This window comes from Streptomyces sp. NPDC012466, from assembly GCF_042955215.1.
GTDB lineage: Bacteria > Actinomycetota > Actinomycetes > Streptomycetales > Streptomycetaceae > Streptomyces.
The window spans coordinates 576490-603403 of sequence record NZ_JBIBEQ010000005.1 but is presented as its reverse complement, the minus strand read 5'-3'; the positions used below and the strand labels follow the sequence as shown (position 1 = coordinate 603403).

Sequence of the window (26914 nt, the reverse complement as noted above, 5' to 3'; positions counted from 1 at the left end):
GACACCGCAAAGTCCGATGACAACGTCGTCAAAGGTTTATCGATCAAGAGGTCATGCCCCGGGGAGGGTCAGCGGGGCCGGCACTGCGGTATGGTCTGCCGACCCTTGGTAGGGCAGATCGAGGAGCGTGCGCGTGTTCAACCGGAATCGATGCCTGCGGCGGGTGGCGGCCATCGCGTCCATATCGTCCCTGCTCGCCGGATGCGGCGTGCTGTCGTCCGACACCCCGGAGGACGAAGGACCGATCGTCGTGGGCACCACCAGTGCGCCCAGCACGCTCGACCCTGCCGCTTCGTGGGACAGCTCCTGGGAGCTGTTCCGCAACATCTACCAAACACTCCTGAGCTATCCGACGGGTGCGAGCGAGCCCCAGCCGGACGCCGCCGAGCAGTGCGGGTTCAGCGACTCCTCGAACCAGGTGTACCGCTGCGAGCTGCGCGAGGGCCTGAAGTTCTCCAACGGCGACGCGCTGAACGCCCAGGCCGTGAAGTACTCGTTCGACCGGATCCGCAAGATCAACGTCAACGGCGGCCCCGCCGGTCTGCTGGGCAGCCTGGAGCGGGTGCAGGCGCCCAACGACCGTGAGGTGATCTTCCACCTCAACAAGCCCGACTCCACCTTCCCGTTCGTCCTCGCCACCCCCGCCATGTCGATCGTGTCCCCGGAGGCCTACCCGGCGGACAGGCTGCGCAAGGACGGCGACGTGGTCGGGTCCGGGCCGTACACCCTCGACTCGTACTCCGACGGCAAGGAAGCCGTCCTGGTCCGCAACGACGCCTACAAGGGCTACGCGGAGCGCCGGAACGACGCCGTGACCGTCCGGTACTTCCGGGACTCCGGCGCCATGGTGAAGGCCCTGCGGGACGAGAAGATCGACGTGACGTACCGCGGTCTGGCCGCCGGTGACGTCGTCGAGCTCCAGAGCAAGACCTCCAAGGACGAGGAGATCCAGCTCGTCGAGGGCACCGGCACCGACATCAACTACCTGGTGTTCAACCCGAAGGACTCCTGGGCGGACAAGAAGGCCGTGCGCCAGGCCATCGCACAGGTCGTCGACCGGGCGGCGATCGCCCACAAGGTCTACAAGGACACCGTCGACCCGCTGTACTCCATGGTCCCCAAGGGCCTCACGGGCCACACCACGGGCTTCTTCGACGACTACGGCGACCCGGACGTCGCCAAGGCCCGCAAGATCCTCACCGAGGCCGGCATCAACCAGCGCGTCCCGCTCACCTTCTGGTACACGAGCGACCGCTACGGCTCCGAGACCGCCGGGGAGTTCAAGGAGCTGGAGCGCCAGCTCGAGGCCTCCGGACTGTTCACGATCAGCCTGAAGAGCCGCCCCTGGAAGACGTACGTCGAGGGGTACCAGAAGGGCGAGTACCCGGTGTTCGGGCGCGGCTGGTTCCCCGACTTCCCGGACGCCGAGAACTTCATCGCCCCGTTCGTCGGCGACCAGAACGCCCTCGGTACGCCCTACCCGGCGCCCGAGATCACCGGTGATCTGCTGCCCCGTTCGCGCCGGGAGAGCGACCGCGCGAAGGTGGAGAAGGAGTTCGAGGCGGCCCAGCGGATCCTCGTGGACGACGCGCGGCTGCTGCCCCTGTGGCAGGGCCGGCAGTACGTGGCGGCGAGCCGGGACGTCTCGGGTGCCGAGCGGGCCATGGACCCGTCGACGATCATGATGATGTGGGAGCTGCACCGCAAGACCGCTTGGTAGGCGGACCGGCCTCGGACGTTGTCGGGCACGTTGTCAGTGGTCGCCTGTAGGTTCTGTCGCCTGAAGTGACCGCACATCGTGAGGACGTTGACGTGACCGACATCGCCATGCTGCCCGAGTCCTGGCGCGGGGTTCTGGGTGACGAGCTGCAGCAGCCCTGGTTCAAGGAGCTGACGGAGTTCGTCGAGGAGGAGCGGGCGAAGGGTCCCGTCTATCCGCCGCGCGAGGAGGTCTTCGCCGCACTGGACGCCACGCCGTACGAGGGGGTCAAGGTCCTGATCCTCGGTCAGGACCCCTACCACGGCGAGGGGCAGGGCCACGGCCTGTGCTTCTCGGTCCGGCCGGGCGTGCGGATCCCGCCGTCCCTGCGCAACATCTACAAGGAGATGCACCAGGAGCTGGGCACGCCGATCCCGGACAACGGCTATCTGATGCCGTGGGCCGAGCAGGGCGTGCTGCTGCTCAACGCGGTCCTCACGGTCCGCAGCGGCGAGGCCAACTCGCACAAGGGGCGCGGCTGGGAGAAGTTCACCGACGCGGTGATCCGGGCCGTGGCCGAGCGGCCCGACCCGGCGGTCTTCGTGCTGTGGGGCAACTACGCGCAGAAGAAGCTCCCGCTGATCGACGAGTCCCGGCACGCGGTGGTCAAGGGCGCGCATCCCTCGCCCCTGTCGGCGAAGAAGTTCTTCGGCTCGCGTCCCTTCACGCAGATCAACGAGGCGGTGGCGGCGCAGGGCCACACCCCGATCGACTGGACGATCCCGAACCTGGGCTGAGAGGCCGGCCGTACGTCCGTGGCGTCCCCGGGGGTGTCCGGAGCCGCCTGAGCCGGATCGCAGCCGCCTGCGGTTAGCGTCGGCGGGAACAGCCGGCGAGTGCGCGGAGGGCGTCGTGGCGGAGCGACAGGGGCAGGCGGCGCCGGACGCCGTGCTGACGCGGATCGGGCAGGTCGTGATGCTGCACCACGCGGGGGACCGGGAGGAGGCCCGGCACCGGTTGCTCGGCCTGTGGGCGGAGATCGGCGAGCACGGCGACCCGTTGCACCGCTGCACCCTCGCCCACTACCTCGCCGACACCCAGGACGACCCGGCGGACGAACTGGCCTGGGACCTGCGCGCGTTGACGGCGGCCGAGGAGGCCAGGCAGGAGGCCTTCGAGGTGACAGCGGTGACGGCGCTCTACCCCTCCCTGCACGTGAACCTGGCGGACGACTACCTCAGACTCGGACGCGACGATGCCGCCCGCACGCATCTGCGGTGGGCCCGTGACACCGCCACCGCCCTCGCCGACGACAGCTACGGCGACGGTGTGTGGGCGGCCATCGGACGGCTGGAGTCCCGGCTCGGGGAGGGCGGCCCGGGGGCGTGGACACCGCCGCGTCAGCGACCCTGACGCGGCAGGTCAACGCCCGTACGTGTCGCGGCAGATCCTCGCCTCCGGGCTGTCCGCCCGCCAGCCCCCGTAGCGTCTGCCCAGCGCGCACACGTCCGAGCTGTTCGGAACGCTCTTCTCGACGTCCTGCCGGACCGACTCCGCCACGTCCGGGGCATCGGCGTGCGACCGCCGGGGGGCGCGCGGGGCGGGCTCCGGGCGTTCCGGACGCGCGGGGCGCGGGCGGACGTCGCGGTCGCCGGGCCCCGGCCGGGCGCGCTCCGGCGAGGTCGCCGGCGGCGTCGCGGGACGGGGCACCGACACGGCCGGCTCGGGGCGCCGGGACGCCTCTTCGATGAGTTGCAGGGCCTCACGGGCCGGTGCCTGCACGATCTGGGTCTCCGCCTCCCCCTCCGGCCGCGGCGCCGACGGCCGGGAGGGTGCCGCCGAAGGCCCCGGCGCGGGGGGATGCGGGACCGTCGTACAGCCGGAGAGGGCCGAGACCGCCACGGTCACCAGGAGCGTCGCTGTGGTCGTCGTTCGATGCACCCGCGCAACTCTGGTGCGTCCGGCCCGAGGTGGGGCCGCGGACAGGCGGAGGATGCCCCGGACGGGTGATCTCGCGCCCCGTACGGAGGGTGCGCACGTGACGGGGGTGACGTGGTGACGTGAGTGACGGGTGGCTCGGGTGACGTCAGTCGCCGGTCGCACCGTCGATACGCTCGCGGATCAGGTCGGCGTGGCCGTTGTGCCGCGCGTACTCCTCGATCATGTGGGTGTAGAGCCACCGCAGGTTGTACCGCTCGCCGGTGCGCCGGTGCTTGCCCTCGGTGATGTCGTCGAGGCCGAAGCGGGCCGCGTTGCGCCGGGCCGTGTCGATCTCGGCCTGCCAGGTCGCGTACGCCTCCTGCCAGGTGTCCGCCTCGGTGAGATGGAACTCGCCGTCCGGGTCCTCGTCGTTCCAGTAGATCGGCTGCACGTCCTCGCCCGTCAGCACCCGGCGGAACCAGCTCCGTTCGACGTCCGCCATGTGCCGCACCAGCCCCATCAGGGACAGGCCGGAGGGCTCGACGGCCGCTGACCTGAGCTGCTCGCCGCTCAGGCCCTCGCACTTCCAGGCGAGGGTCTGCCGGTGGAAGTCGAGCCAGCCCTCCAGCATGGTGCGTTCGTCGGCCGTGGTGGCGGGCATGCTGCGTTCGTTCGTCATGGACGCATCCTCTCCGGGCAGCCTCTGGCGCACCACAAGGTTTTCAGCCCCCGAGCATGCCCTCCAGCAGTTCCCGCACCCCGGCCCGCACGTCCTCCAGGCTCGGCACCTCGGCACCGAAGGACCCCGCCACGCAGCTGAACATCAGCCCGTCCGCCCAGGCGATCAGCGACAGGGTGTGCCGGGCCGGGTCCGTCGAGCCCAGGCCGGTCACCAGGGCCGCGAGCTGGTCCCGGAAACGGGCGCCGGTGGCGTCGAAGTAGGCCCGCAGCTCGGGGCGGCGCGTGGCTTCCAGGGCCAGTTCGTAGCGGGCGAGGGTGAGGGGGCGGTTGCCCGTCAGGGCCCGGTGGGTCGCCAGGGCCAGCGCGTCCGCCAGGGGACCGGCCCCGGCCCGGGGGTCCGGCATCTCGTGCAGCCCCAGCACCCGCGCCTCACGGTCGGCCAGGCGCCGCACCGCGAGTTCCAGCAGGGCCTGCCGGGTCCGCGCGAGGTTGGAGGTGGAGCCCTGCGGGAGCCCGGCCGCCTCGTCGACGGCCCGGTGCGTGAGGCCGCGCATCCCGCGCTCGGCGAGCAGGGCGAGGGCGGTGTCGGCGACGAGGTCGGAGCGGGCGGGGCCGGCGGTGCGTACGGACATGGGACTCACGCTACCCGCTCGACTACATCTGTAGTAACGTCGATGGTGTCACTACAGGTGTAGTCGAACAGCAGGAGGAGCCATGACACAGCCGAGGCGCGCCGTCGTGATCGGCGGCGGTATCGGAGGCCTGACCGCGGCGGTCGCCCTGCACCGGCGCGGCCTGCGGGTCACCGTGCTGGAGCGGGCCCGCTCGCTGGCGCCGGTCGGCGCCGCGATCTCCCTCGCGCCCAACGCCCTGCGCGCACTGGACGTCATCGGCCTCGGCGACGAGATCCGCGCCCTCGCCGCCTGGTCGGGGGACGGCGGCTTGCGCGCCCCGGGCGGGCGGTGGTTCTGCCGCTCCTCCGCCGAGGCCGCCGCCGAGCGCTTCGGCGGCCCGCTCGTCCTGCTGCACCGCGCCACCCTGATCGAGCGTCTCGCCGCCCTCCTCCCGGCCGACGCCGTCCGCACGGACGCCGCCGCGGCCCTCGCCGACAGCGGCGGCCCGGGCCGGGCGGCCCGCGTCACGACCGCGGACGGCGAGATCGAAGCCGACCTGGTCGTCGGTGCGGACGGAGTCCGGTCCGCCGTGCGCGGGACGCTCTTTCCCCGCCACCCGGGGACCGTCTACTCCGGCTTCACCACCTGGCGGGTCGTGATCCCCGTCCCCGGCGCGCGGTTCGCCTCGCACGAGACCTGGGGCCGAGGCCGTCTTTGGGGCACCCACCCGCTCAAGGACGGCCGCGTCTACGCCTACGCCGCCGCCCTGACCCCCGCAGGCGGCCGGGCGCCCGACGACGAGAAGTCCGAGCTGCTGCGCCGTTTCGGCGACTGGCACGACCCGATCCCCGCCGTGCTCGCCGCCACCCGCCCCGAGGACGTCCTGCGCCACGACGTCCACCACGTCGCCGAGCCCCTGCCCGCCTACCACCAGGGCCGGGTCGCCCTGCTCGGTGACGCCGCGCACGCCATGCCCCCGAGCCTCGGCCAGGGCGGCAACCAGGCGATCGAGGACGCGATCGTGCTCGCCCACCACTGCGACGACCTCGCCGCCTACACCGCCGCCCGGCTGCCGCGTACGACCGCCATCGGACGCCAGGCCGTGAAGGCGGCCCGGCTCAGCCTCATGAGCGGCCGGGCCGGGACCGTCCTGCGCGACACGGCCGTGGCCGCACTGTCGAAGACCGGACCCGCCCTGTTCCTGCGCGGCTTCGACGGCATCGCGGACTGGGCGCCACCACAGCGGCCGTATGCTTCCGAACAGACCCCGGCAGGCAACCGCTAGAGGAGATCACCCCGTGAAGGTCGGCTGCATCGGACTCGGCGACATCGCGCGGAAGGCCTACCTTCCGGTCCTCGCCTTCCAGCCCGGGGTCGAGCTGCACCTGCAGACCCGCACGCCGGCCACGCTCGACCGGGTCGCCGACGGTCTCCACCTCCCGCCGGAGCGGCGGCACACCACCCTCGACTCCCTGCTCGCGGCGGGCCTCGACGCGGCCTTCGTGCACGCGCCCACGCTCGTGCACCCGGAGATCGTGACGCGGCTGCTGGAGGCGGGCGTACCGACGTACGTCGACAAGCCGCTCGCCTACGAACTCGACGACTCCGCGCGGCTGGTGGCGCTCGCCGAGGAGCGGGACGTGAGCCTCGCGGTCGGCTTCAACCGACGCCACGCCCCCGGCTACACGCAGTGCGCGGACCATCCGCGCGAGCTGATCCTGATGCAGAAGAACCGCATCGGGCTGCCGGAGGAACCCCGCTCGATGATCCTCGACGACTTCATCCACGTCGTGGACACCCTGCGGTTCCTGGTGCCCGGCGAGGTCGACGACGTGACCGTGCGCGCCCGCGTCCGGGACGGGCTGCTGCACCACGTGGTGCTCCAGCTCGCCGGGGACGGCTTCACCGCGCTCGGTGTGATGAACCGGCTCAGCGGTTCCGCCGAGGAGATCCTCGAGGTGTCCGGGCAGGACACCAAACGCCAGGTCGTCAACCTCGCCGAGGTCGTCGACCACAAGGGCCAGCCGACCGTGCGGCGGCGCGGGGACTGGGTGCCGGTGGCCCGGCAGCGCGGGATCGAGCAGGCGGTGCTCGCGTTCCTGGACGCGGTCCGGGCGGGCAAGGTGCTCAGCGCCCGGGACGCGCTGGCGACCCATGAGCTGTGCGAACGGGTGGTACGTGCGGTTCAGGAGCGGACCGCCTGAGCCGCAGGGTCCGAGCGCCCTCGCCGGCGGCCCACAGGGCGAGGATCAGCATCGCCGCGTGCACCGTCCAGTCGCCGTGGCGGACATAGGGCGTGGTGCCGTGGGCGAGGGGGATCTCGTAGACCTGTGCGGCGGAGGCGTCCGTGCCGAGCCACGATCCGACACGCTGCCCGTCCGGGCCGTAGACGGCGGAGACGCCCGTGAGGGTCGCGTGCACCATGGGGCGGCCCGTCTCGGCGGCGCGCAGCGCGGCGAGCGACGCGTGCTGCTCGGGAGCCCAGCTGTGCTGGAACGTGGAGGTCGACGACTGGCCGATCAGCACGTCGACACCCTCCCGGGTGAGGTGACGGGTCATGTCGGGGAAAGCCGTCTCGAAGCACACCAGCGGGCCGGCGCGCAGATCGTCGCCTATGTTCATCACGACCGGTTGCGAGCCGCGCCTGCGGTCCTCACCCGCGGCCTTGCCGACGGAGGTGACCCAGCCGAGCAGGGAGCGGGCCGGGATGTACTCGCCGAAGGGCACGAGCCGCATCTTGTCGTAGCGCTCGCCGGTCAGGCCGTCGGGCCCCACCAGGACGGAACTCTTGTAGATGCCGGGCTTGTCGGAGCGCCGGGCGTCCACGTTGACCAGGATGTCGGCGCCCGTCGCGCGGGACAGGGCGGCGAGCCGCCGGGCGAGGCCGGGGCGGTCCCCGAGGTCGAAGCCGACGCTGCTCTCGCCCCAGACGATCAGGTCGAGGTCCTGACCGGCGAGCCGGCGGGTCAGCTGCTCCTCGCGGGCGAACCGGCTGTCCGGGCCGACGACGACGCCCGGCTGCACGACGGCGATCGCGACCTGGCCGTCGACGGCGGGGCGGGGCGAGAACGTCCAGGCCGCGGAGGTGGCGGCGGCCGTGGCGACCAGACCGGCCATCGCGGGCACCCGGGCCCGGCGGACCGCGAGAAGGACGGCCACGGCGACGTTGACGGCCACGAGCAGGTAGCTGAGCAGCCACACCCCGCCGACCGAGGCGAGCCGCAGCGCGGGCTCGACCTGCCACTGAGTGCTGCCGAACATGCCCCAGGGGCCGCCGAGACCCTGCCACGAGCGGACCAGCTCGGCGGCCAGCCAGCCCGACGGCAGCACCAGGAGTGCCACCGCCACCTGGCCCCGGGACCGGATTTCCCCCAGGAGGCGGCGCACCAGCCACCCCCAGGGGGCCCACAGCCCGCCGAGGAGGGCGGCGAGGACGACCGTGAACACGTGCAGGCTCGGCAGCAGCCAGTGGTGCATGGCCAGCATGAAGCCGAAACCGCCGCACCAGCCCTCGATCGCGGCCCGCTTCCCGGTCGGCGCGGTGCGCAGCAGCAGGAGCCAGGGGACCAGGGCGGCGTAGGCCCACCACCACAGGGAGGGCGCGGGGAAGGCGAGGACGGGGAGGGCGCCCGCGATCGCCGCGGCCGCAGAGCGGCGCCAGGGGGAGGTGAGCCAGTGGCCGAGCGTCTTCATAGGCGCCTCCTACCCGCGGGTGCCTCCAGTGTGCGCCCCGCGGGCGATCCAGGACACGGGATGCCGGGTCAGTTGATCACAGGTGCCGTCCGCGGCTCGGGAAGGCGCCGCCACTTCTCCCGTACGACCACCTCGCTCAGCCGCCAGCCGTCGTCCGTGCGCAGCAGCGCGAAGGCGTACCGGCCGCCGCACACGAAGTCGGGGGCGGGGCCCGTGGTGGCCATGGGATTGACGTAATCGGCCTGGACCTCGGCGGTGTCGCCGGTGTCGTGCTCCCAGGTCCCGAAGCGCACCCGCCGGTTGACGATCAGATGCTGTCGCATCGGGAACAGGTGCAGGCTCTCCGCGAGCCACGCGGCGACCGCCCGTGCCTCTCCCTCGATGCCGCCGGCCGACCGGTAGTCCGCCCGTCCCCGCGGGGCGAACAACTCCCGGTACGCCTCCCAGTCGCCGTCGTCGACCGCCACCGCGTAGTCGGTGATCAACCCGTCGACGGCCAGCCGGTCCCTCACGGTGGCGAGCTCCACGCGCTGCGTCATCGCCCCAGTGTTGGGCATGGCACAGGGAGGGCCAAGGGCCGTGCGTGCGCGATATTCGGTGGCCGCCGGGGGGCACCGGGGCCCAGCCTGTCCTTCGTGAACGATCAGAACGAACCGAGATTCCGTATACGCGCCCGCCACACCGAGACCACGATCACGGTCTACCAGGCCTACCGTCCGGAGATCGGCGTCCCGGCCGCGCGCCACGGCCGCTTCCCGTCGTCCTGGAAGCGGGAGCGCATGACCTGGATCAAGCCGTCGTTCCTGTGGATGATGTACCGCTGCGGCTGGGGCACCAAGGAGGGCCAGGAGACGGTCCTGGCGATCGAGATCGACCGCGAGGGCTTCCTCTGGGCGCTGCGCAACGCCTGCCTGTCCCACCACGTGCCCGCCCTGCACGGCGACCGGGCCGACTGGAAGCGGCAGTTGAGGCAGGCGTCGGCGCGGGTGCAGTGGGATCCGGAACGGAATCTGCGTCTCGACCCGCTGCCGTACCGGTCGCTTCAGCTGGGGCTGGCGGGGGAGGCGGCCGCGCGGTACGCGGACGAGTGGATCGTGGGGATCGAGGACGTCACGCAGCTCGCCGCGGAGATCCACGGGCTGGTGCGGGCGGGTCAACTGGAGTCGGCGGCGGGCCTGTTGCCCGAGGAGCGGCCGTACGACATCGACGACGAGGTGCTGGCGCCTCTGCGCGCCTGAAGGGTGCCGGATCAGGCCGCCTTGACGACGCCGCCTCGGATCGCGGCCGCCCATTCGACGACGAGCAGCTCGTACTCCGCGCGCTCCTCGGCCGACAGGGTGCCGCCCGTGCGCTGCCACAGCGCGCGGATCTCGTCGTTGACCTCGGCAGCGGACCGCACGGAACCAGGGGTCACGAAATCGGGGGACATGCGGACAAGCCTAGGGGCAGCCACTGACAGCCCGCTACCGGACGGCTACCCGATCGCTATGCGGTTGGTCACGAGATCCGGGTCACAGACCCTCCGGATCAGCCCGCCGACTCGGCCGCGTGCGGGCTCAGCGCACCCATGCTGACCAGGGCGATGATGAGGATGCCGAGCGCGATGCGGTAGTAGACGAACGGCATGAAGCTCTTGGTCGAGATGAACTTCATGAACCACGCGATGACCGCGTATCCGACCCCGAAGGCGATGATCGTCGCGAAGATCGTCGGGCCCCACGAGACATGGCCGCCCTCCGTGGCGTCCTTGAGCTCGAACGCACCGGAGGCGAGCACCGCGGGAATGGCGAGGAGGAAGGAGTAGCGGGCCGCGGCCTCACGCTTGTAGCCCATGAACAGGCCGCCGCTGATGGTGGCCCCGGAGCGGGAGACACCCGGGACGAGTGCCATGGCCTGGCAGACGCCGTAGATCAGGCCGTCCCGGACGCCCAGGTCCTCGAGGGCCTTGCGCTGCTTGGGCGCGCGGTGCTTGCCGCCGCTCTCGTCACGGGCCGCGAGCCGGTCGGCGATGCCCAGGACGATGCCCATGCCGATCAGCATGGTGGCGGTGATCCGCAGATCACGGAACGGCCCCTCGATCTGGTCCTTCAGCGTCACGCCGAGGACACCGATCGGGATCGAGCCGACGATCACCAGCCAGCCCATCCGGGCGTCCGGGTCGCTGCGCAGTTCCTTGTTGGTGAGCGAGCGCGTCCACGCCGAGATGATCCGCCCGATGTCCTTGCGGAAGTAGATCAGCACGGCCGCCTCGGTGCCGATCTGCGTGATCGCCGTGAAGGCCGCGCCCGGGTCCTCCCAGCCCGAGAAGGCCGCCGTCAGCCGCAGGTGGGCGCTGGAGGAGACGGGGAGGAACTCGGTCAGCCCCTGGACGAGTCCGAGGATGAGTGATTCGAACCAAGACATGAGGTAGCGGAGTCCAAGTGCCGATCGTGGGACGGACGACGGGCGCACCGGGCCGCCGTCGCGATAAACGGGGGATCATGTGTGCCGAGGGGGAAGCGTAGCGCCCCCGGATGGCCGCTGGGACACAGGGGTTTGGAAGCCCCTTCCGAACAGTGGCGTTCAGGCCGAGGCGGGTCCGGTCACCGTCCAGCCGGGCGCCTGGGGGCGGGCCGTGAGGTCCTCGTGGCGTACCTCGTCGCCGCAGGCCCGGCAGGTGACGGCCGGGGCGAGGGACCGTCCGCAGGAGTGCTCCAGGACCATCGGCCGGTCGCCGTCCGGCCGGAGGTGACGGTCGCCCCACGCCATGAGGGTCATCAGCACCGGCTCCAGCTCCAGTCCCGCCCGGGTCGGCCGGTACTCGAAACGCTGGGGGCGCTCGCTGTACGGGTGCTTGGCCAGGATCCCGGCGTCGACGAGCCGGCGCAGCCGCGTGGCCAGGATGTCGCGCGGGGCGCCGATGTTGCGTACCAGCTGGTCGAACCGGCCGTTGCCCAGGCACACCTCCCGCAGCACGAGCAGGGAGTACTTCTCGCCGACGAGCGCGAGGGTGTCGGCGATGGAGCAGGGGCGCGGGTCTTTGCGGGCGGCCATGGGACTCAGTCTAGAAGAGGGTTGGAATTTCCAACCCTGCGGGCTACGGTGAGTTCGGATTTCCTACTCACCAGTAGTCGTGGAGGCCCGCACATGCGTGACGCAGTCATCGTCGAAGCCGTACGCACCCCGATCGGCAAGGGCAAGCCGAACGGCGCCCTGGCGCACGTCCACCCCGTGGAGCTCCTCGCCCACACCCTGCGCACCCTCGTCGAGCGGTCCGGGATCGACCCCGCCCTGATCGACGACGTCATCGGCGGCACCGTCGACCAGGTCGGCGAACAGGCCATGAACACCACCCGGTACGCCGTGCTGTCGGCGGGCTTCCCGGACTCGGTGCCCGCGACCACCGTGGACCGGCAGTGCGGCTCCTCCCAGCAGGCCGTGCACTTCGCGGCGCAGGGCGTCCTCTCGGGCGCCTACGACCTGGTCGTGGCCTGCGGGGTCGAGTCGATGAGCCGGGTGCCGATGTGGTCGAACGTGCCCGCGGGCAAGGACCCCTTCGGCCCCGGAGTCGCCGAGCGCTACCCGGAGGGGCTCGTTCCGCAGGGGATCAGCGCCGAGCTGATCGCAGCCAAGTGGTCGATCGGCCGCGAGCAGATGGACGCCTTCGCCGTCTCCTCGCACCACAAGGCCGCCGCGGCCTGGGAGAGCGGGCTCTTCGACGCCGAGGTCGCACCGCTGGACGGGGTCGCGCGCGACGAATGCGTACGGCCCGGCAGCAGCACCGAGATCCTCGCCGGGCTCAGGCCCGCCTACCACGACCCCGTCTTCGCCGAGCGCTTCCCGCAGATCGAGTGGAACGTCACGGCGGGCAACGCCAGCCCGATCAACGACGGCGCCTCGGCGGTGCTCATCACGTCGAGCGAGACGGCGGCCCGGCTCGGCCTGCGCCCGCTCGCCCGGCTGCACAGTTTCGCCGTCACCGGCTCCGACCCGCTGCTGATGCTCACGGGCGTGATCCCGGCGACCGAGAAGGTCTTGCGCAAGGCGTCGCTGACCCTCGACGACATCGACCTGTTCGAGGTCAACGAGGCCTTCTCCAGCGTCGTACTGGCCTGGCGGCAGGAGACCGGTGCCGACCTCGCCCGGGTCAATGTGCACGGCGGCGCCATCGCGCTCGGGCATCCGCTCGGCGCGAGCGGAACCCGCCTGACGACGACGCTGGTGCACGCGATGCGGGAACGGGGCGCCCGGTACGCGCTCCAGACCATGTGCGAGGCGGGCGGGCTCGCCAACGCCATGGTGCTGGAACGGGTGTGAGCCGGTCGGGCGTGACGGCCCGTCAGAGACGGCGCAGCTGGTGCCGCTTGCGCCAGGCCACCACCACGCCCGCCAGCGCGGGCAGGGCGATGCACGCCAGGGCGATCAGGAAGGCGGGAGAGGTCGGTGCCGAGGCGCGGGCGCCCGCGACGGCGTAGGCGGCGGTGTTCGGGATCGAACCGAGGGCCGTGGCCAGCAGGAACGGCAACAGGCCCATCCGGGAGACGGAGGCGCAGTAGTTCGCGGCCCAGAACGGCACCCCCGGGAACAGCCGTACCGCCAGCATCGAACGGAAGCCGTGCCGGCTGAGCTGGCCGTCCGCGGCCTTCAGCCAGCGCCCCCGCAACAGTGGCCGCAGGGCGTCCTGGCCCAGCGCCCGGCCCAGGCAGAAGGCGATCCCGGCGCCGAGCACCGTGCCACCGAGGGCGACGCCGAGGCCCAGCGGAGAACCGAACAGGGCACCCGCGGCGAGGTTCAGCAGCGGCCTCGGCACGAACGCCACGGTGGACACGCCGTACGCCACCGCGAACACCGCCGCGGCCGCGGCTCCGCCGAGCTGCGGCGGCCAGCCCTCCGTCAGCAGCCGCTGCGGCTCGAACAGCAGCACCCCGCACGCGCCGGCGGCGAGCAGCGCGACGAGCAGGGACAGCCGCGACCACGGGGAGAGCAGAACTCTCGTGCAGCGGACGGCGAAACGGGTCGGTACGGCGGGCGAGGCGGTCGGTGCCTGGGGAACGGCGACGGCGAGCTCCGCGGCGGTGGCCCGGGGAGAGGCCGTGGCGGTGCCCCCAGAGCGGGTGGTGGCATCGAGCATCTGGTGACACTAACCGACAAATGTGTGTGATCGCCGTATGGTTCGTCTCACCAGCGTCACAGACGCCTGCGCGCAACCCCGTGCACGGGCAAGCGAAAACCATTCGACGTGCGGTAAAGCGTCGGCAATGATCGACGACATGTTCCGGCACGCCTTCACCCTCGCAGCATCCGTCGTCACGGATGCCCCGAAGGCTGCCGTCGCCGTTCTCACGGCCGTTGCCGACGGCGCCCGAAGCTGACCCTCTCCGGTTCGTCCGGCGGACCCCGCAAGGGGAGGGTCGGGCAGGTCCTCGGGGTCCCACGTTCTTCTTCGCTGATCAGACGCTTCGAGGTACAGCCATGTCCAAGACGGCATACGTCCGCACGAAACCCCACCTCAACATCGGCACGATGGGTCACGTCGACCACGGCAAGACCACCCTGACGGCCGCCATCACCAAGGTGCTCGCCGACCGCGGCGGCGGCGTGTTCGTGCCGTTCGACCGGATCGACCGGGCGCCCGAGGAGGCGGCACGCGGCATCACCATCAACATCGCGCACGTCGAGTACGAGACCGACACCCGGCACTACGCGCACGTCGACATGCCGGGCCACGCCGACTACGTCAAGAACATGGTCACCGGCGCCGCCCAGCTGGACGGGGCGATCCTCGTCGTCTCCGCGCTCGACGGGATCATGCCGCAGACCGCCGAACACGTCCTGCTCGCCCGGCAGGTGGGCGTCGACCACATCGTGGTCGCCCTCAACAAGGCCGACGCGGGCGACGAGGAGCTGACCGACCTGGTCGAGCTGGAGGTCCGCGACCTGCTCACCGGCCACGGCTACGGCGGTGACTCCGTGCCCGTCGTACGGGTCTCGGGGCTGAAGGCACTGGAGGGGGACCCGCGTTGGACGGCGTCGATCGAGGCGCTGCTCGACGCGGTGGACACCTATGTGCCGATGCCGGAGCGGTATGTGGACGCGCCGTTCCTGCTGCCCGTGGAGAACGTGCTGACCATCACCGGGCGGGGGACCGTGGTGACCGGGGCGGTCGAGCGGGGCGTGGTGCGCGTCGGGGACCGGGTCGAGGTCCTCGGGGCGGCCGTCGAGACGGTCGTCACCGGACTGGAGACCTTCGGGAAGCCGATGGAGGAGGCACAGGCCGGGGACAACGTGGCGTTGCTGCTGCGCGGGGTGCCACGGGAGGCCGTGCGGCGGGGGCATGTCGTGGCCGCGCCGGGGAGTGTCGTGCCGAGTCGCCGGTTCACGGCGCAGGTGTATGTGCTGTCCGCGCGTGAGGGGGGTCGCACGACAGCGGTGTCGAGCGGGTACCGGCCGCAGTTCTACATCCGTACGGCGGATGTGGTGGGGGACGTCGACCTCGGTGAGGTCGGCGTGGCCCGGCCCGGGGAGACAGTGGTGATGACTGTGGAGCTGGGGCGGGACGTGCCGGTGGAGCCGGGACTCGGGTTCGCCATGCGTGAGGGTGGCAGAACTGTCGGGGCGGGGACGGTGACCGTGGTCGGTTGAGGTCGTGGGGGCCGGCGGACCGTCGTGGCTGGTCGCGCCCACGCGGCGGAGCCGCACATCGGGACGGCCCGCGCCCCTCGATGCGGTGCCCCGCCGCACAATGGAGGAGTGAACGATCCCCTTCCCGTGACCAGGACCACCGATCACGGCACCGCCAAGCTCATGCCCGACGTCGACCGGGACAGGGCATGGCTGCTGACCGTGGACGGGGCGCCGCAGTCCTACGTCGATCTCGACGAGCCCGCGCATCTGGAGTTCGAGTACACGCGGCGCCTCGGCCACGTGCTGGACGTCGTGGCCGAGCCGGGGCGGGCGCTGGACGTGGTGCACCTCGGGGGTGGAGCGCTCAGCCTGCCCCGGTACGTGGCCGTGACCCGGCCGGGGTCGCGGCAGGACGTCGTCGAGGCCGACCGGGGGCTGCTGGAGCTGGTGTCCGAGCAGCTTCCGCTGCCGCGGGACGCGAACATCGCCCTGCACGCGGCGGACGCGCGCGACTGGCTGGAGAAGGCGCCCACGGCGTCGGCGGACGTTGTCCTCGCGGACGTCTTCAGCGGGGCGCGGGTGCCGGCGCACCTCACCTCCGCCGCCTACGTCCGTGAGGCCGGGCGGGTGCTGAGGGACGGCGGCGTGTATCTCGCCAATCTCCCCGATGCCGCGCCGTTCGCCTTCCTGCGGTCGCAACTCGCCACCCTGGCCTCCGTCTTCGAGGAGCTCGTGCTGATCGCCGAGCCGGGGGTGCTGCGCGGGCGGCGGTTCGGGAACGCGGTGCTCGTCGCCGGGCGGCGGCCCGTCGACGTCGCCGTCCTCACCCGGCTCACCGCCGCCGACGCCTTCCCCGCCCGGGTCGAACACGGCGCCGGGCTGCGGGAGTTCATCGGTGGTGCGCGGCCGGTGCGGGACGAGGACGCCGTGCCCTCACCCGAGCCCCCCGACGGGGCGTTCGGCATCGGCTGACGCCTGCTCGGTGCCGCCCCGGGCCACCGGTGCGGTCCGGCGGCGCAGGTTGCGGACGTCCGGTACGCACAGCACGGCGGCCGTGACCAGGACGACCAGGCCCGCGCAGCCCCACAGGGCGGCCGTGCGGCCGAAGGCCTCCTCCGTCGGTCCCGCCGCGGCGGTGGCGAGGGGAACCAGCGCGACCGAGCCGAACCAGTCGTACGCCGAGACGCGGGAGAGCTTGTGCTCGGGGATCTCCTGGTGCAGGGCCGTCATCCAGGACACGCCGAACACCTCCACCGTCGCTCCGGCCACGAACATCACCCCGAAGAGGACGCCGGCCGGCACCGGGACGGCGAGGGCGGCCGAGGGCAGCGCCAGGGGGAACACGCACAGGGTGCCGGCGAAGAGCAGGCGGCGGGGTTTCCAGCGGGTCATCAGCAGGGCGCCGGCGACCGTGCCCGCGCCGAACGCACCCAGGGCGAGCCCCCAGGGGCCCGCGCCGCCGAGGTGGTCGCGGGCGACGAGCGGGCCGTAGACCGCGTCCGCGGCGGCGACGACCGCGTTGGCGATGGAGAACTGGACGACGATGCCCCACAGCCAGGGGCGGCCGGCGAACTCCTGCCAGCCGTCCCGCAGATCGGCGAGCAGACCGCCGCCCGGGGCGCGGGGCGGGATGTGGCCGACGTCGAGGAAGGCCCGCAGTGCCCCGGCGAGCGCGAAGGCCGCCGCGTCCGCCGCGAGCACCCAGCCGGGTCCGATCGCCGCGACCATGGCGCCGCCGAGCGCGGCACCGCCCAGGGCCGCCCCCTGCATCGCCATCCGGAACACGGCGAAGGCGCGGCCCGCGTTCTCGCCCTCGACCGAGGACATCAGCATGCCCTCGGCGGCCGGGCCGAAGAAGGCCTGGCCGGTGCCGCCGAGGGCGGCGAGCAGCATCATGTGCCACAGCCGGGGTTCCCCGGCCAGCACGAGGGCGGCGAAGGCGGCCTGCGAGAGGCAGTTCAGGACGTTGGCCGCGACCATCACGCGATGCCGGGGCAGCCGGTCGGCGATCGCGCCGCCGATCAGCAGGAACAGCACCAGCGGCAGGGTCCGCGCCGCCGCCACCAGGCCGACGTCACCTCCGTCGCCCCCCGCTTCGAGGACCGCGAACGCCCCCGCGATCAGGGCGCCGTTACTGCCCAGGCTCGTGACGACCGCGGCGGCGGTCAGCAGGGAGTAGTTGCGGCCCGCCCAGGAGGGTCTGCGCGGGCTCCGGGAGGAGGCGGTGGGGGATGTCACCGGGAGACTATCCCCGCCCGGGGCCCGGGGCGCCAAACGGTTTGCGGGCCGTTGTGACGCACCGCTAAGTTGATCTTGCTCTTGTCGTGTCATGTCCGCGACTTGTTCGCCACCCCCAGGACCGACACGGTTCCCAAGGAAGGAAATCAATGCGGAAGCGTTCTGCGACGCTGCTGGCCACGGCGGCACTCATCGGTGCCGCGCTGCCCCTCATGGGTGCGGGCTCCGCCTCGGCGGCCGGTTTCAAGTGCCAGCCGACGTCCCACGACTACGTCGTCGTCAAGGAGAAGGCCGCGGTCCACTCCAGCTTCTCGGCGAACGCCAGGGTCGTCGACTACGTCTACAAGAACAACGAGGTGCACGCCTACTGGGACTGCACCAACTCCTCGGGAAACCCCTGGGTCTGCATCGGCAGTTGCCGTGTCGACGAGGACTCCATCACGGGGCGCTGGGTCTACCGCGGGTACCTGAAGGGCTGACGCCCGTCCCGAGGCTCCGGTGAGCCGGGCCCGCCCCCGTCGACGGGGGCGGGCCCGTTCCGTTTCCGGGTCAGCCGCCGGTCGGCTCGCCGTGCAGCCGGACCGTGCTGAGGATCTTCATGACGGTCTTCTCGGGAACCTCGCCCTTGACGCCCTTGGCGCCGAAGAAGCTCCATGCGACGAAGTCGCCGGCGGAGTTCTTGAAGCCGAACGTGACCGCCTTGCCGTCGCTCGCGCACTTGCCCTTGTCGGGCGTGTTCTCCGAGTGCGCCCAGGCGACGCTGCCCTTCACGCCCGAGGCGGTGGTGTAGGGCTTGGCCTTGTCGTCGGTCTTGACGCTCTTCTTGTCCGGCTGGGTGTAGCCGCCGTACACCCACCAGGCCACCTGGTTGACCGCGACCTCGTCCGTGTTCTTGGCACCATCGGCGCCCTTGGTGCCCGCCCCGGCCAGCGACTCGGTCTCGGTCCTGCCGTCCTTGTCGTCGTCGCTCGTGCACCACTTGGACTTGTAGAACGCCGGTGCCGACATGAGGATCAGCGGCTTGCCGTCGTCGGACTTCTCGTCCTCGAAGAAGACGGACGAGGTCGGGGAGGCCACCTCCCAGTCCGCCGGGACGTCGAAGGCCGTGCCCCACTTGGGGTTGATGACGACCTTCCAGCCCTTGACCGTGGGCTGCTCGGCCTCGCCGCCGCGCGGGTTGTCGCCCGTGGCGGGGGCGCTGGGCTCCTCGGTCGAGGGGCTCGCCGACGTCTTGCCGCTCTTGCCGCCGTCGTCCGCCGTGTCGTCCTTGTCGCCGCCCAGCACCAGGAAGCCGGTCACGCCGGCCGCCACGACCACCGCGGTGGCGGCGATGATCGCGACCAGCTTCGTCCGGTTTCCGCCGCCACCGCCCTGCGGGGGCTGCGGCGCACCGGCCGGAGCCGGGGTGCCCCACTGCGGCTGCTGCCCATAGGGGTTGGGCTGCTGCTGGTATCCCGGCTGCTGGTACGGATTCGGCTGCTGATACCCCGGCTGCTGGTACGGGTTGTTCCCTTGCGGGTTCTGCTCGCCCCCGGGCGGCTGCTGTCCTGGCCACATGGGCAGCCACCCTAGCCGCGCTCCGGACACGATTCGGTCACCGCCCGTGGACGGAGACGTAGCAACCCGGAGACGGAGCGGTGCGGCGGACGCCGGGCGGGCCGGTGCGGCGGTCGTCACACCTCCCTGGTCACCGGTCTCTACTCGTGAGTAACATGCGGTCATGAGCGCAGACCAGATGTCCATCGGCGAGATGCTCGCCGCCACGGTGCCCATGGCCCGGACCCTGAACCTCCAGTTCCTGGAGACCTCGCCGGAGCGGGCGGTGGTGTCGCTGCCGGACCAGGGCGAGTTCCACAACCACGTCGGCGGCCCGCACGCCGGTGCGATGTTCACGCTGGGCGAGTCCGCGAGCGGGGCGATCGTGCTGGCCGCGTTCGGGGACCAGCTCTCGCGTGCCGTGCCGCTCGCGGTCAGCGCCGAGATCTCCTACAAGAAGCTGGCGATGGGCGCCGTCACCGCCACGGCCACCCTCGGCCGCCCGGCCGCGGAGGTCGTCGCCCAGCTGGACGCCGGTGAGCGCCCCGAGTTCCCGGTGACCATCGCCATCCAGCGGGCCGACGGCGCCGTGACCGGCGAGATGACTGTCGTGTGGACCCTGCGGCCCAACGGCTGATCAGGCTGTCGTGCGTGCGGGACCCCGGCCGTGTGCCGGGGCTTTCGCATGTCAGGCCGCCACGTCCCGGTGTCCGGGGCGGGCGCCGTCCAGCTCCCCGAGGAACCCCCTCAGCCACCTTATGAACTCCGGCTCCAGGTCGGGCCGTTCGCAGGCCAGCCGCACCACCGTCCGCAGATGGTCGGCCTTGTCGCCGGTGTCGTGGCGCACACCCTTGAAGACGACTCCGTGCACCGTGCCGCCCACGGCCAGTTCCCGCAGGGCGTCGGTCAGCTGGATCTCGCCGCCCCGGCCCGGCGGGGTGCGCTCCAGGACGGGGAAGACGGCCGGGTCGAGGACGTGGCGGCCGATGACGGCGTAGCGGCTGGGCGCGTGCTGCCGGGCCGGCTTCTCGACCAGACCCGTGACGCGGACGACGTCCTGCTCGCCGGCCGGCTCGACGGCGGCGCAGCCGTAGAGGTGGATCCGCTCCGGCGGGACCTCCATCAGGGCGACCACGCTGCCGAGCCGGCGGTCGCGGACGTCGAGCATCCGGCTCAGCAGGGTCTCGCGCGGGTCGATCAGGTCGTCGCCGAGGAGGACCGCGAAGGGCTGGTCGCCGACATGGCGGCGGGCGCACAGCACGGCGTGGCCGAGGCCGAGCGGCTGGCCCTGCCGGATGTGGTGGATGCTCGCCGGCCGCGCCAAGTCGCGCACCGCGTCCAGCCGTACGGCGTCGCCCTTGGCCGCGAGGGCCTGCTCCCGTTCGAAGGCGTGGTCGAAGTGGTCCTCGAGGGCCCGCTTGTGCCGGCCGGTGACCATCAGGACGTCGTCGAGTCCCGCCGCTGCCGCCTCCTCGACGACGTACTGGATGGCCGGCTTGTCGACGACGGGCGGCATCTCCTTGGGCGTCGCCTTCGTGGCGGGCAGGAAGCGGGTTCCGAGACCGGCGGCCGGGACCACCGCCTTGCGGACGGTGCGGGCAGGGGCGGCCGGGGTGGAGGGGTGGGGGTGATCATGCGGCCCATGCCGGCGTGCGGAAATGGGAGCGCGCCGAGCGCCGCATGGGAGTGGCCTGTGGAGGGGGAGATTTCGTGGACCAACCGCCTTTGTCCGCGCACAACTTGCCGCCCTGGGCAGCCGGGTTTTTCGAAAGCCGGTGCGGATACCGCCGGTAACATATCTGAATTCCCCGCGTTGTGAACATGCGCCATCCGAACGCCTTGTTACCTGCGAGTCGTATGTGCGAAAGTGAGCCGCCTCACAGCCGAGTCCGCAGCTGACGCGGCATAGGTATGCACCAATCACGCACCTGCTTTCCGACGGACGCGCAATTCGCCTGCCGTTCTGCGGCTGGAAGGAAATGGTTCCGTGCAATCCCCCTACCCCCCACGCCCGCCGTACCCGCCACGACCCGGAGCGGGGCCGGCGGAGTCCGATCGCAATCTCCTGGCCCGGGTCGGTGAACCTGATGAAGGGCCCCGCGCCGTCGCGCTGTTGCTGGCACGGCATTGGCGCGCGGTCTACGAATACGCCGTGATCTGCCTGGCCTCCTCGGAGGATTCCGCGTCGATGGCGACGGCCGCCGCCTTCCGCGCGGAACTGGCCCGGCCGGGCGGCGGCGCCCTGCGTCCCCGGCTGCTCGCGGCCGTCCGGGAGACGGTCGGGCAGTGGGCCGCCGACGACGGCATTTCCCATGTCCTGCCGGAACTCCGCAAAACCGTCGGCGCCCGGGGCCTGCGCGCCGCCCGATCCATCACGCCCGAAAGGCGACGTCTCGCGGAGCGTGCTTTCCGCGGCCTTCCCGGGGCTTCCCAATGCCTCCTGTGGCACACGGAGGTCGAGGCCGAGCCCATATCCGTACCGGCCGGTCTGCTGGGAGTGGACGCCGCCACCGCGTCGGCCGCCCTGGAGCAGGCGCGCGAGCAATTCCGGACCGGATGCGTACGGGCGCACCGGGAACTCGCGCCGACGCGGGAATGCCGCCACTACAACCGCCTGCTGGACGTTCCCATGCGCCGCGGCGGGGCCCTGCTGCCCGATGTGCAACGGCATCTCATGGCATGCCGCTACTGCCGTCACGCCGCCGAACAACTCAGCCATTTCGAGGACGGTCTGGAAGACCTGCTCGTCGAGACGGTGCTCGGCTGGGGCGCCCGCCGCTACCTGGAGTCACGGCCGGGCCGCGACGCGAACCGGGGCGTGATGCCCGGCGGCGGACGCCATCGCCTCCGGGCCCGTGCCCTGCCCGCCGACGGCCGGCCCGGACCTGCGAGAAGGCACACGAAGGCGCTGGCCGCCGCGGTCGGGGTGACCTCCCTGGTGCTGCTCGCGACCCTGCTCGCCGCCCGGGGCTGGACGGAGGAGAACGGCACCGCCGACCCGCGGGCCACCTGGGGCGCGGTCAGCGGCCACACCGTCCGGCCGGACGGCGGAGGTTCCTCGTCCGTAGGACCGGACGCCACGGACTCCTCGTCCGGATCCTCGACCGGCGGTTCACCGACGGCCGCCTCCGCGGGCAACCCCGCCGAGGTGGCCCGTGGACGGCTGCGCAATCTCGACGCCGGCCTGTGCCTCGACGTCCGGGGCGGACGGACCCGGGCCGACGCCCGCATCGTGCTGGCCGCCTGCTCCGCGGGCCCGTCCCAGCGCTGGTCCTACCAGGACGACGGTGTCCTGCGCAGCGCCACCGACCCCACCCTGTGCCTCGGCTCCGAACCGGCCGAGGGCTCGGTCGTCCTGGCCGACTGCCTCGTGCACGCCGGAGTCGTCCGCTACGACCTGACCGTGCGCGGCGAACTCCTGCCGCGCGGCGGCAAGAAACTGGCCGTCGCGCCGGGGAAGGGCCGGGACGTGATCGTCGCCGGGCGCGACGGATCCGAGGCCCAACGCTGGGCGCTGGAACCGGTGGCCACCGCCGAGGGGCCGGGGGAGTCCCGGGAGAAGCGCGCCGAGGACGCCCCGCGGGAGAGCCGCGGGGAGGGGCGGCAGCGGGACGACCACGCCCCGTCCCGGCCCGGGCCGGGCGTCACGTCCGGAGAACGGCCGCAGGAGCGGTACGAGACGCGGTTCGCGCAGGTGGACTGCTGTGCGGAGGCCGCCGGGGCCGCCGGGGCCGCCGAAGCGGACGAGGCCGACGGGGCCGGCCGGGCCGGTGCGCGGCCCGGCTCCGATGTCCTGGGTTCGGCGACCGCCACCCTGGCCGACGCCGTGACGGCGCTGCACTCCGCCGCGCTGCCGTAGAGCTCTGCTCGGGGTCGTCCTCTGGGCGACCCCGAGACCGAGCATTCACCCGGCACCCCGGATCCGGCACCCCGGATCCGGCACCCAGCACCCGGGATCCGGCACCCAGCACCCGGGATCCGGTAGCCAGCACCCGGGAACCGGCACCCGGGCACCCGCAGGGGCGGCACCCGGGATCCGCGGGCGCGGCCGCGCGCGAGGGTCGGCGGCCGATTCCAGGCAGGGCGAGGCATGACCGAGAGGCGACCGGCATCGAACCGGAACAAACTGGTACTCCTCCTGAGGCCGCCCGCAGAACCCAGGGAGTCATTCATGCCCGAGGCCCCGCGCCAGGACAGCAGGACCGCACCGACCGAGGAGGAACTGCGCACGCTGGACGCCCACTGGCGGGCCGCCAACTACCTGGCGGCCGGCCAGATCTACCTGCTCGCGAACCCCCTGCTCACCGAGCCGTTGCGGCCCGAGCACATCAAGCCGCGGCTGCTGGGCCACTGGGGCACCTCTCCCGGGCTGAACCTCGTCCACACCCACCTCAACCGGGTCATCAAGGCGCGTGAGCTGGACGCCCTGTGCATCTGGGGCCCGGGCCACGGCGGGCCGTCGGTCCTGGCCAACTCCTGGCTGGAGGGCAGCTACACCGAGAAGTACCCGGACGCGACCCGGGACGCGCGAGGCATGGAGCTGCTGATGCGGCAGTTCTCCTTCCCCGGCGGCGTGCCCAGCCACGTCGCCCCGGAGGTGCCCGGTTCGATCCACGAGGGCGGCGAACTCGGCTACTCCCTCGCCCATGCCTACGGCGCCGCCCTCGACAACCCGAACCTGCTCGTCGCCTGCGTGATCGGTGACGGCGAGGCGGAGACCGGCCCGCTGGCCGGGTCCTGGCACGCCAACAAGTTCCTCGACCCCGTCCACGACGGGGCCGTCCTGCCGATCCTGCACCTCAACGGCTACAAGATCGCCAACCCGACCGTCCTCGCCCGCCTCCCGGAAAACGAACTCGACGCGCTGCTGCGCGGCTACGGCCACGAGCCGATCCACGTCGCCGGCGACGATCCGGCCACCGTCCACCGCGCCATGGCCGAGGCCATGGACAGCGCCCTCGACCGCATCGCCGACGCTCAGCGCGCCGCCCGCGAGGAGGGCGTGACCGAGCGCCCGCACTGGCCGGTGATCGTGCTGCGCACCCCGAAGGGCTGGACCGGTCCGGGCGAGGTCGACGGTGAACCCGTCGAGGGCACCTGGCGTGCGCACCAGGTGCCGCTGGCCGGTGTCCGCGACAACCCGGAGCACCTGCGGCAACTGGAGTCCTGGCTGCGCTCGTACCGGCCCGAGGAACTGTTCGACGCGGACGGCCGCCCGGTCGAGGACGTCCTCGCCTGCGTGCCCGACGGCACCAGGCGCCTGGGCGCCACCCCGTACGCCAACGGCGGACTGCTCATGCGTGACCTGCCGATCCCGTCCCTGGACGACTTCGCCGTCCCCGTCGACAAGCCCGGCACGACGATGCACGAGCCGACCCGGGTCCTCGGTGACCTCCTCGCCCGGATCATGCGCGACACCACCGACCGCCGCGACTTCCGCCTGGTCGGCCCGGACGAGACCGCCTCGAACCGGCTCCAGGCCGTCTACGGCGCCAGCGGCAAGGCCTGGCAGGCGGGGACCCTGCCCGTGGACGAGCACCTCGACCGGCACGGCCGGGTGATGGAGGTCCTCTCCGAACACCTCTGCCAGGGCTGGCTGGAGGGCTACCTGCTCACCGGCCGGCACGGGCTGTTCTCCTGCTACGAGGCGTTCGTCCACATCGTCGACTCCATGGTCAACCAGCACATCAAGTGGCTGCGGACCTCGCGCCGGCTGCCCTGGCGGGCCCCCATCGCCTCCCTGAACTACCTGCTGACCTCCCATGTGTGGCGGCAGGACCACAACGGCTTCTCCCACCAGGATCCCGGTTTCGTCGACCACGTCCTCAACAAGAGCCCCGAGGTCGTCCGCGTCTACTTCCCGCCGGACGCCAACACCCTGCTGTCGGTGGCGGACCACGTCCTGCGCAGCCGCGACTACGTCAACGTCGTCGTGGCCGGCAAACAGCCCTGCTTCGACTGGCTGTCGATGGACGAGGCGCGGGTCCACTGCGCCCGGGGCGCCGGCATCTGGGAGTGGGCGGGCACCGAGGACGGCACCGAGCCCGATGTCGTGCTGGCCTGCGCCGGGGACGTCCCCACCCAGGAGACCCTGGCCGCCGCGCACCTGCTTCGCCGGTACCTGCCCGAGCTGTCCGTCCGGGTCGTGAACGTCGTCGACCTCGCCCGGCTGCTTCCCCGGGAGGAGCATCCGCACGGCATGGGCGACTTCGAGTACGACGGCCTGTTCACCACCGACAAGCCGGTGGTCTTCGCCTACCACGGCTATCCGTGGCTGATCCACCGCCTCGCCTACCGCCGCACCGGACACCGGCATCTGCACGTGCGCGGTTACAAGGAGGCCGGAACCACGACCACGCCGTTCGACATGGTCGTCCGCAACGACCTCGACCGCTACCGCCTGGTCATGGACGTCATCGACCGCGTCCCCGGCCTCGCGGTGCGCGCCACGGCCGTGCGCCAGAGGATGCAGGACGCCCGCACCCGCCACCACGCCTGGATCCGCGAACACGGCACCGATCTGCCGGAGGTCGCCGAGTGGAGCTGGAACGCCTGAGCCGCGAGGGACGTCCCAATAGCCGGTAGGCTTCCCGGGCACGCAGGGAAGCTCAGGGAAAGGAACCGGCCTTGCACGTCCAGGAGTGGCTCGAAACCGTACCCGCGGTCGCCGTCTACGCACTGGTGGGGCTGGTCATCGGGCTGGAAAGCCTGGGCATCCCGCTGCCGGGCGAGATCATCCTCGTCTCCTCGGCGCTGCTCGCGTCCCAGCACGGCGAGATCGACCCCGTCGTCCTCGGCGCCAGCGCCACGGCCGGCGCGATCATCGGCGACTCGATCGGCTACGCCATCGGCCGCAAGGGCGGGCGGCCCCTGCTGGCCTGGCTGGGCAACAAGTTCCCCAAGCACTTCAGCGAGGGCCACATCGCCACCGCCGAGCGCTCCTTCGAGAAGTGGGGCATGTGGGCCGTCTTCTTCGGCCGCTTCGTCGCCCTGCTCCGCATCTTCGCGGGCCCGCTCGCCGGCGTGCTCCGCATGCCGTACTGGAAGTTCCTCATCGCCAACGTCCTCGGCGGCATCGTCTGGGCGGGCGGTACGACGGCGGTCATCTACTACGTCGGCATCGTCGCGGAGTCCTGGCTGAAGCGCTTCTCGTGGCTGGGCCTGGTGGCGGCGGTCCTGGTGGGCCTCACGTCCATGCTCGTGCTCAAGCGCAAGGCGAAGCAGGCTCAGCAGCAGACGCAGACCCAGCAGGCCGAGACCGTGGCCGCCGCGGAGTAGCGCGGCCTTTCCGCTACGCGTGCACCTCGCGGTGCGCCTTGGCGAGCTCGGCGTACATCGTGCCGTTGAGGGTGACCCCCTGCCGCTCCTCCTCCGACAGCTCCCGCCGCACCTTCGCGGGAACCCCCGCCACCAGCGAACCGGGCGGCACCACCATGCCCTGCGGCACCAGGGCCTGCGCGGCGACGAGCGACCCGGCCCCGATCACGGCGCCGTTCAGCACCGTCGCCCCCATGCCGATCAGGCAGTCGTCCTCCACGGTCGCCCCGTGCACCACCGCGTTGTGCCCGATGCTCACGCGCTCACCGACGCTCACGGGAAACCCCGGGTCGGCGTGGAGGGTGCAGTTGTCCTGGACGTTGCTGCTCGCCCCGACGGAGATCGCCTCGACGTCGCCGCGCACGACGGCTCCGTACCAGACGCTCGCGCCCGCCCCGAGTGTGACGCTCCCGATCACCGACGCCGTCGGCGCCACGAACGCGGACTCGTCGATCTCCGGTTCCCTGCCGCCGATGCCCGTGATCATCGCCCGCTGACCCATGTCCGCCTCCCAAGCGTCGTAGACAACGCGCACACCGTACGCCACCCGGTGGGGCGAAGATCACAGGCATGGGACGCCGCGGGGTGAGCGGCCGCTGAGTACGGTGAGCGG

At 72.1% G+C, this 26914-nt stretch carries 27 protein-coding genes; 14 read left to right on the top strand and 13 right to left on the bottom strand.

Annotated features, from left to right (window positions below):
- The first annotated feature begins 133 nt into the window (after positions 1-133).
- From ACFY9E_RS21845 to ACFY9E_RS21835, 3 genes are all read left to right on the top strand, one after another.
- Entirely contained in the window at positions 134-1720 is a 1587-nt protein-coding gene (locus ACFY9E_RS21845) for an ABC transporter substrate-binding protein (RefSeq protein ID WP_390986468.1), read from the top strand.
- 92 nt (positions 1721-1812) lie between these two features.
- Positions 1813-2496, top strand: a complete 684-nt coding sequence (locus ACFY9E_RS21840) for a uracil-DNA glycosylase (RefSeq protein WP_390986465.1) — start codon at positions 1813-1815, stop codon at positions 2494-2496.
- 115 nt (positions 2497-2611) lie between these two features.
- Positions 2612-3112: a hypothetical protein gene (locus ACFY9E_RS21835; protein WP_390986463.1), complete on the top strand. Its 501-nt coding sequence runs from the start codon at positions 2612-2614 to the stop codon at positions 3110-3112.
- 9 nt (positions 3113-3121) lie between these two features.
- Here ACFY9E_RS21835 and ACFY9E_RS21830 read toward each other — a convergent pair whose 3' ends face one another.
- The 3 genes from ACFY9E_RS21830 to ACFY9E_RS21820 form a co-directional block, all read right to left on the bottom strand.
- A complete protein-coding gene (locus ACFY9E_RS21830) occupies positions 3122-3640 on the bottom strand; it encodes a hypothetical protein (protein WP_390986460.1) in 519 nt (172 codons plus the stop codon).
- Positions 3641-3785: 145 nt separating this feature from the next.
- Positions 3786-4298 (bottom strand): DinB family protein, encoded by a 513-nt coding sequence (locus ACFY9E_RS21825; protein WP_390986458.1) that lies wholly within the window; start codon positions 4296-4298, stop codon positions 3786-3788.
- A gap of 43 nt (positions 4299-4341) precedes the next feature.
- Positions 4342-4932 (bottom strand): TetR family transcriptional regulator C-terminal domain-containing protein, encoded by a 591-nt coding sequence (locus ACFY9E_RS21820; RefSeq protein WP_390986455.1) that lies wholly within the window; start codon positions 4930-4932, stop codon positions 4342-4344.
- Positions 4933-5014: 82 nt separating this feature from the next.
- Here ACFY9E_RS21820 and ACFY9E_RS21815 point away from each other — a divergent pair, with 82 nt between their 5' ends.
- Positions 5015-6199 (top strand): FAD-dependent monooxygenase, encoded by a 1185-nt coding sequence (locus ACFY9E_RS21815; RefSeq protein WP_390986452.1) that lies wholly within the window; start codon positions 5015-5017, stop codon positions 6197-6199.
- A gap of 13 nt (positions 6200-6212) precedes the next feature.
- Positions 6213-7118 (top strand): Gfo/Idh/MocA family oxidoreductase, encoded by a 906-nt coding sequence (locus ACFY9E_RS21810; protein ID WP_390986449.1) that lies wholly within the window; start codon positions 6213-6215, stop codon positions 7116-7118.
- On the opposite strand, the gene lnt is transcribed toward ACFY9E_RS21810, so the two are convergent.
- Both lnt and ACFY9E_RS21800 read right to left on the bottom strand, forming a co-directional pair.
- Positions 7042-8607 (bottom strand): apolipoprotein N-acyltransferase, encoded by a 1566-nt coding sequence (gene lnt, locus ACFY9E_RS21805; protein WP_390986447.1) that lies wholly within the window; start codon positions 8605-8607, stop codon positions 7042-7044. The genes ACFY9E_RS21810 and lnt overlap by 77 nt on opposite strands.
- Before the next feature lie 68 nt (positions 8608-8675).
- Positions 8676-9146 carry a nuclear transport factor 2 family protein gene (locus ACFY9E_RS21800; RefSeq protein ID WP_390986445.1) on the bottom strand — a complete coding sequence of 157 codons (471 nt, stop codon included), beginning with the start codon at positions 9144-9146 and terminating at the stop codon, positions 8676-8678.
- Positions 9147-9242: 96 nt separating this feature from the next.
- Between ACFY9E_RS21800 and ACFY9E_RS21795 the strand changes: the two genes are divergently transcribed.
- The gene (locus ACFY9E_RS21795; RefSeq protein ID WP_390986443.1) at positions 9243-9845 is read left to right on the top strand and encodes a DUF4291 family protein; all 603 of its coding nucleotides are present in this window, start codon (positions 9243-9245) and stop codon (positions 9843-9845) included.
- An 11-nt stretch (positions 9846-9856) separates the two neighbouring features.
- Here ACFY9E_RS21795 and ACFY9E_RS21790 read toward each other — a convergent pair whose 3' ends face one another.
- The 3 genes from ACFY9E_RS21790 to ACFY9E_RS21780 form a co-directional block, all read right to left on the bottom strand.
- Positions 9857-10036, bottom strand: a complete 180-nt coding sequence (locus tag ACFY9E_RS21790; protein WP_298564011.1) for a hypothetical protein — start codon at positions 10034-10036, stop codon at positions 9857-9859.
- A 98-nt stretch (positions 10037-10134) separates the two neighbouring features.
- Complete coding sequence (locus ACFY9E_RS21785) at positions 10135-11010, bottom strand: undecaprenyl-diphosphate phosphatase (RefSeq protein WP_390986441.1); 876 nt, start codon at positions 11008-11010, stop codon at positions 10135-10137.
- Between the two features lie 159 nt (positions 11011-11169).
- A complete protein-coding gene (locus ACFY9E_RS21780) occupies positions 11170-11640 on the bottom strand; it encodes a winged helix-turn-helix transcriptional regulator (RefSeq protein ID WP_390986438.1) in 471 nt (156 codons plus the stop codon).
- Positions 11641-11733: 93 nt separating this feature from the next.
- On the opposite strand from ACFY9E_RS21780, the gene ACFY9E_RS21775 reads away from it, so the two are divergent.
- Positions 11734-12903: an acetyl-CoA C-acyltransferase gene (locus ACFY9E_RS21775; protein WP_390986434.1), complete on the top strand. Its 1170-nt coding sequence runs from the start codon at positions 11734-11736 to the stop codon at positions 12901-12903.
- Between the two features lie 22 nt (positions 12904-12925).
- On the opposite strand, the gene ACFY9E_RS21770 is transcribed toward ACFY9E_RS21775, so the two are convergent.
- Positions 12926-13717: a VTT domain-containing protein gene (locus ACFY9E_RS21770; protein WP_390986431.1), complete on the bottom strand. Its 792-nt coding sequence runs from the start codon at positions 13715-13717 to the stop codon at positions 12926-12928.
- A 341-nt stretch (positions 13718-14058) separates the two neighbouring features.
- Here ACFY9E_RS21770 and tuf point away from each other — a divergent pair, with 341 nt between their 5' ends.
- Both tuf and ACFY9E_RS21760 read left to right on the top strand, forming a co-directional pair.
- A complete protein-coding gene (gene tuf / locus ACFY9E_RS21765) occupies positions 14059-15228 on the top strand; it encodes an elongation factor Tu (RefSeq protein ID WP_390986429.1) in 1170 nt (389 codons plus the stop codon).
- Positions 15229-15336: 108 nt separating this feature from the next.
- Positions 15337-16182, top strand: a complete 846-nt coding sequence (locus tag ACFY9E_RS21760) for a fused MFS/spermidine synthase (protein ID WP_390986426.1) — start codon at positions 15337-15339, stop codon at positions 16180-16182.
- Here the strand turns inward: ACFY9E_RS21760 and ACFY9E_RS21755 are convergent.
- Positions 16144-17448 (bottom strand): MFS transporter, encoded by a 1305-nt coding sequence (locus ACFY9E_RS21755; protein ID WP_390986423.1) that lies wholly within the window; start codon positions 17446-17448, stop codon positions 16144-16146. The two genes, ACFY9E_RS21760 and ACFY9E_RS21755, sit on opposite strands and share 39 nt — an antisense overlap.
- A gap of 149 nt (positions 17449-17597) precedes the next feature.
- Between ACFY9E_RS21755 and ACFY9E_RS21750 the strand changes: the two genes are divergently transcribed.
- Positions 17598-17927: a hypothetical protein gene (locus tag ACFY9E_RS21750; RefSeq protein WP_390986420.1), complete on the top strand. Its 330-nt coding sequence runs from the start codon at positions 17598-17600 to the stop codon at positions 17925-17927.
- Positions 17928-17997: 70 nt separating this feature from the next.
- Here ACFY9E_RS21750 and ACFY9E_RS21745 read toward each other — a convergent pair whose 3' ends face one another.
- Complete coding sequence (locus ACFY9E_RS21745; RefSeq protein WP_390986417.1) at positions 17998-19005, bottom strand: hypothetical protein; 1008 nt, start codon at positions 19003-19005, stop codon at positions 17998-18000.
- 178 nt (positions 19006-19183) lie between these two features.
- Here ACFY9E_RS21745 and ACFY9E_RS21740 point away from each other — a divergent pair, with 178 nt between their 5' ends.
- Positions 19184-19621 carry a DUF4442 domain-containing protein gene (locus tag ACFY9E_RS21740; protein ID WP_390986655.1) on the top strand — a complete coding sequence of 146 codons (438 nt, stop codon included), beginning with the start codon at positions 19184-19186 and terminating at the stop codon, positions 19619-19621.
- 51 nt (positions 19622-19672) lie between these two features.
- Here ACFY9E_RS21740 and ACFY9E_RS21735 read toward each other — a convergent pair whose 3' ends face one another.
- Entirely contained in the window at positions 19673-20563 is an 891-nt protein-coding gene (locus ACFY9E_RS21735; protein ID WP_390986414.1) for a sugar phosphate nucleotidyltransferase, read from the bottom strand.
- Positions 20564-21097: 534 nt separating this feature from the next.
- Between ACFY9E_RS21735 and ACFY9E_RS21730 the strand changes: the two genes are divergently transcribed.
- From ACFY9E_RS21730 to ACFY9E_RS21720, 3 genes are all read left to right on the top strand, one after another.
- A complete protein-coding gene (locus ACFY9E_RS21730; protein ID WP_390986412.1) occupies positions 21098-22843 on the top strand; it encodes a ricin-type beta-trefoil lectin domain protein in 1746 nt (581 codons plus the stop codon).
- 312 nt (positions 22844-23155) lie between these two features.
- Positions 23156-25540 (top strand): phosphoketolase, encoded by a 2385-nt coding sequence (locus ACFY9E_RS21725; protein ID WP_390986409.1) that lies wholly within the window; start codon positions 23156-23158, stop codon positions 25538-25540.
- A 71-nt stretch (positions 25541-25611) separates the two neighbouring features.
- Positions 25612-26262 (top strand): VTT domain-containing protein, encoded by a 651-nt coding sequence (locus ACFY9E_RS21720; protein ID WP_390986407.1) that lies wholly within the window; start codon positions 25612-25614, stop codon positions 26260-26262.
- Positions 26263-26275: 13 nt separating this feature from the next.
- Here the strand turns inward: ACFY9E_RS21720 and ACFY9E_RS21715 are convergent, their stop codons facing one another.
- Positions 26276-26803: a DapH/DapD/GlmU-related protein gene (locus ACFY9E_RS21715; RefSeq protein WP_390986404.1), complete on the bottom strand. Its 528-nt coding sequence runs from the start codon at positions 26801-26803 to the stop codon at positions 26276-26278.
- Positions 26804-26914 lie beyond the last annotated feature (111 nt).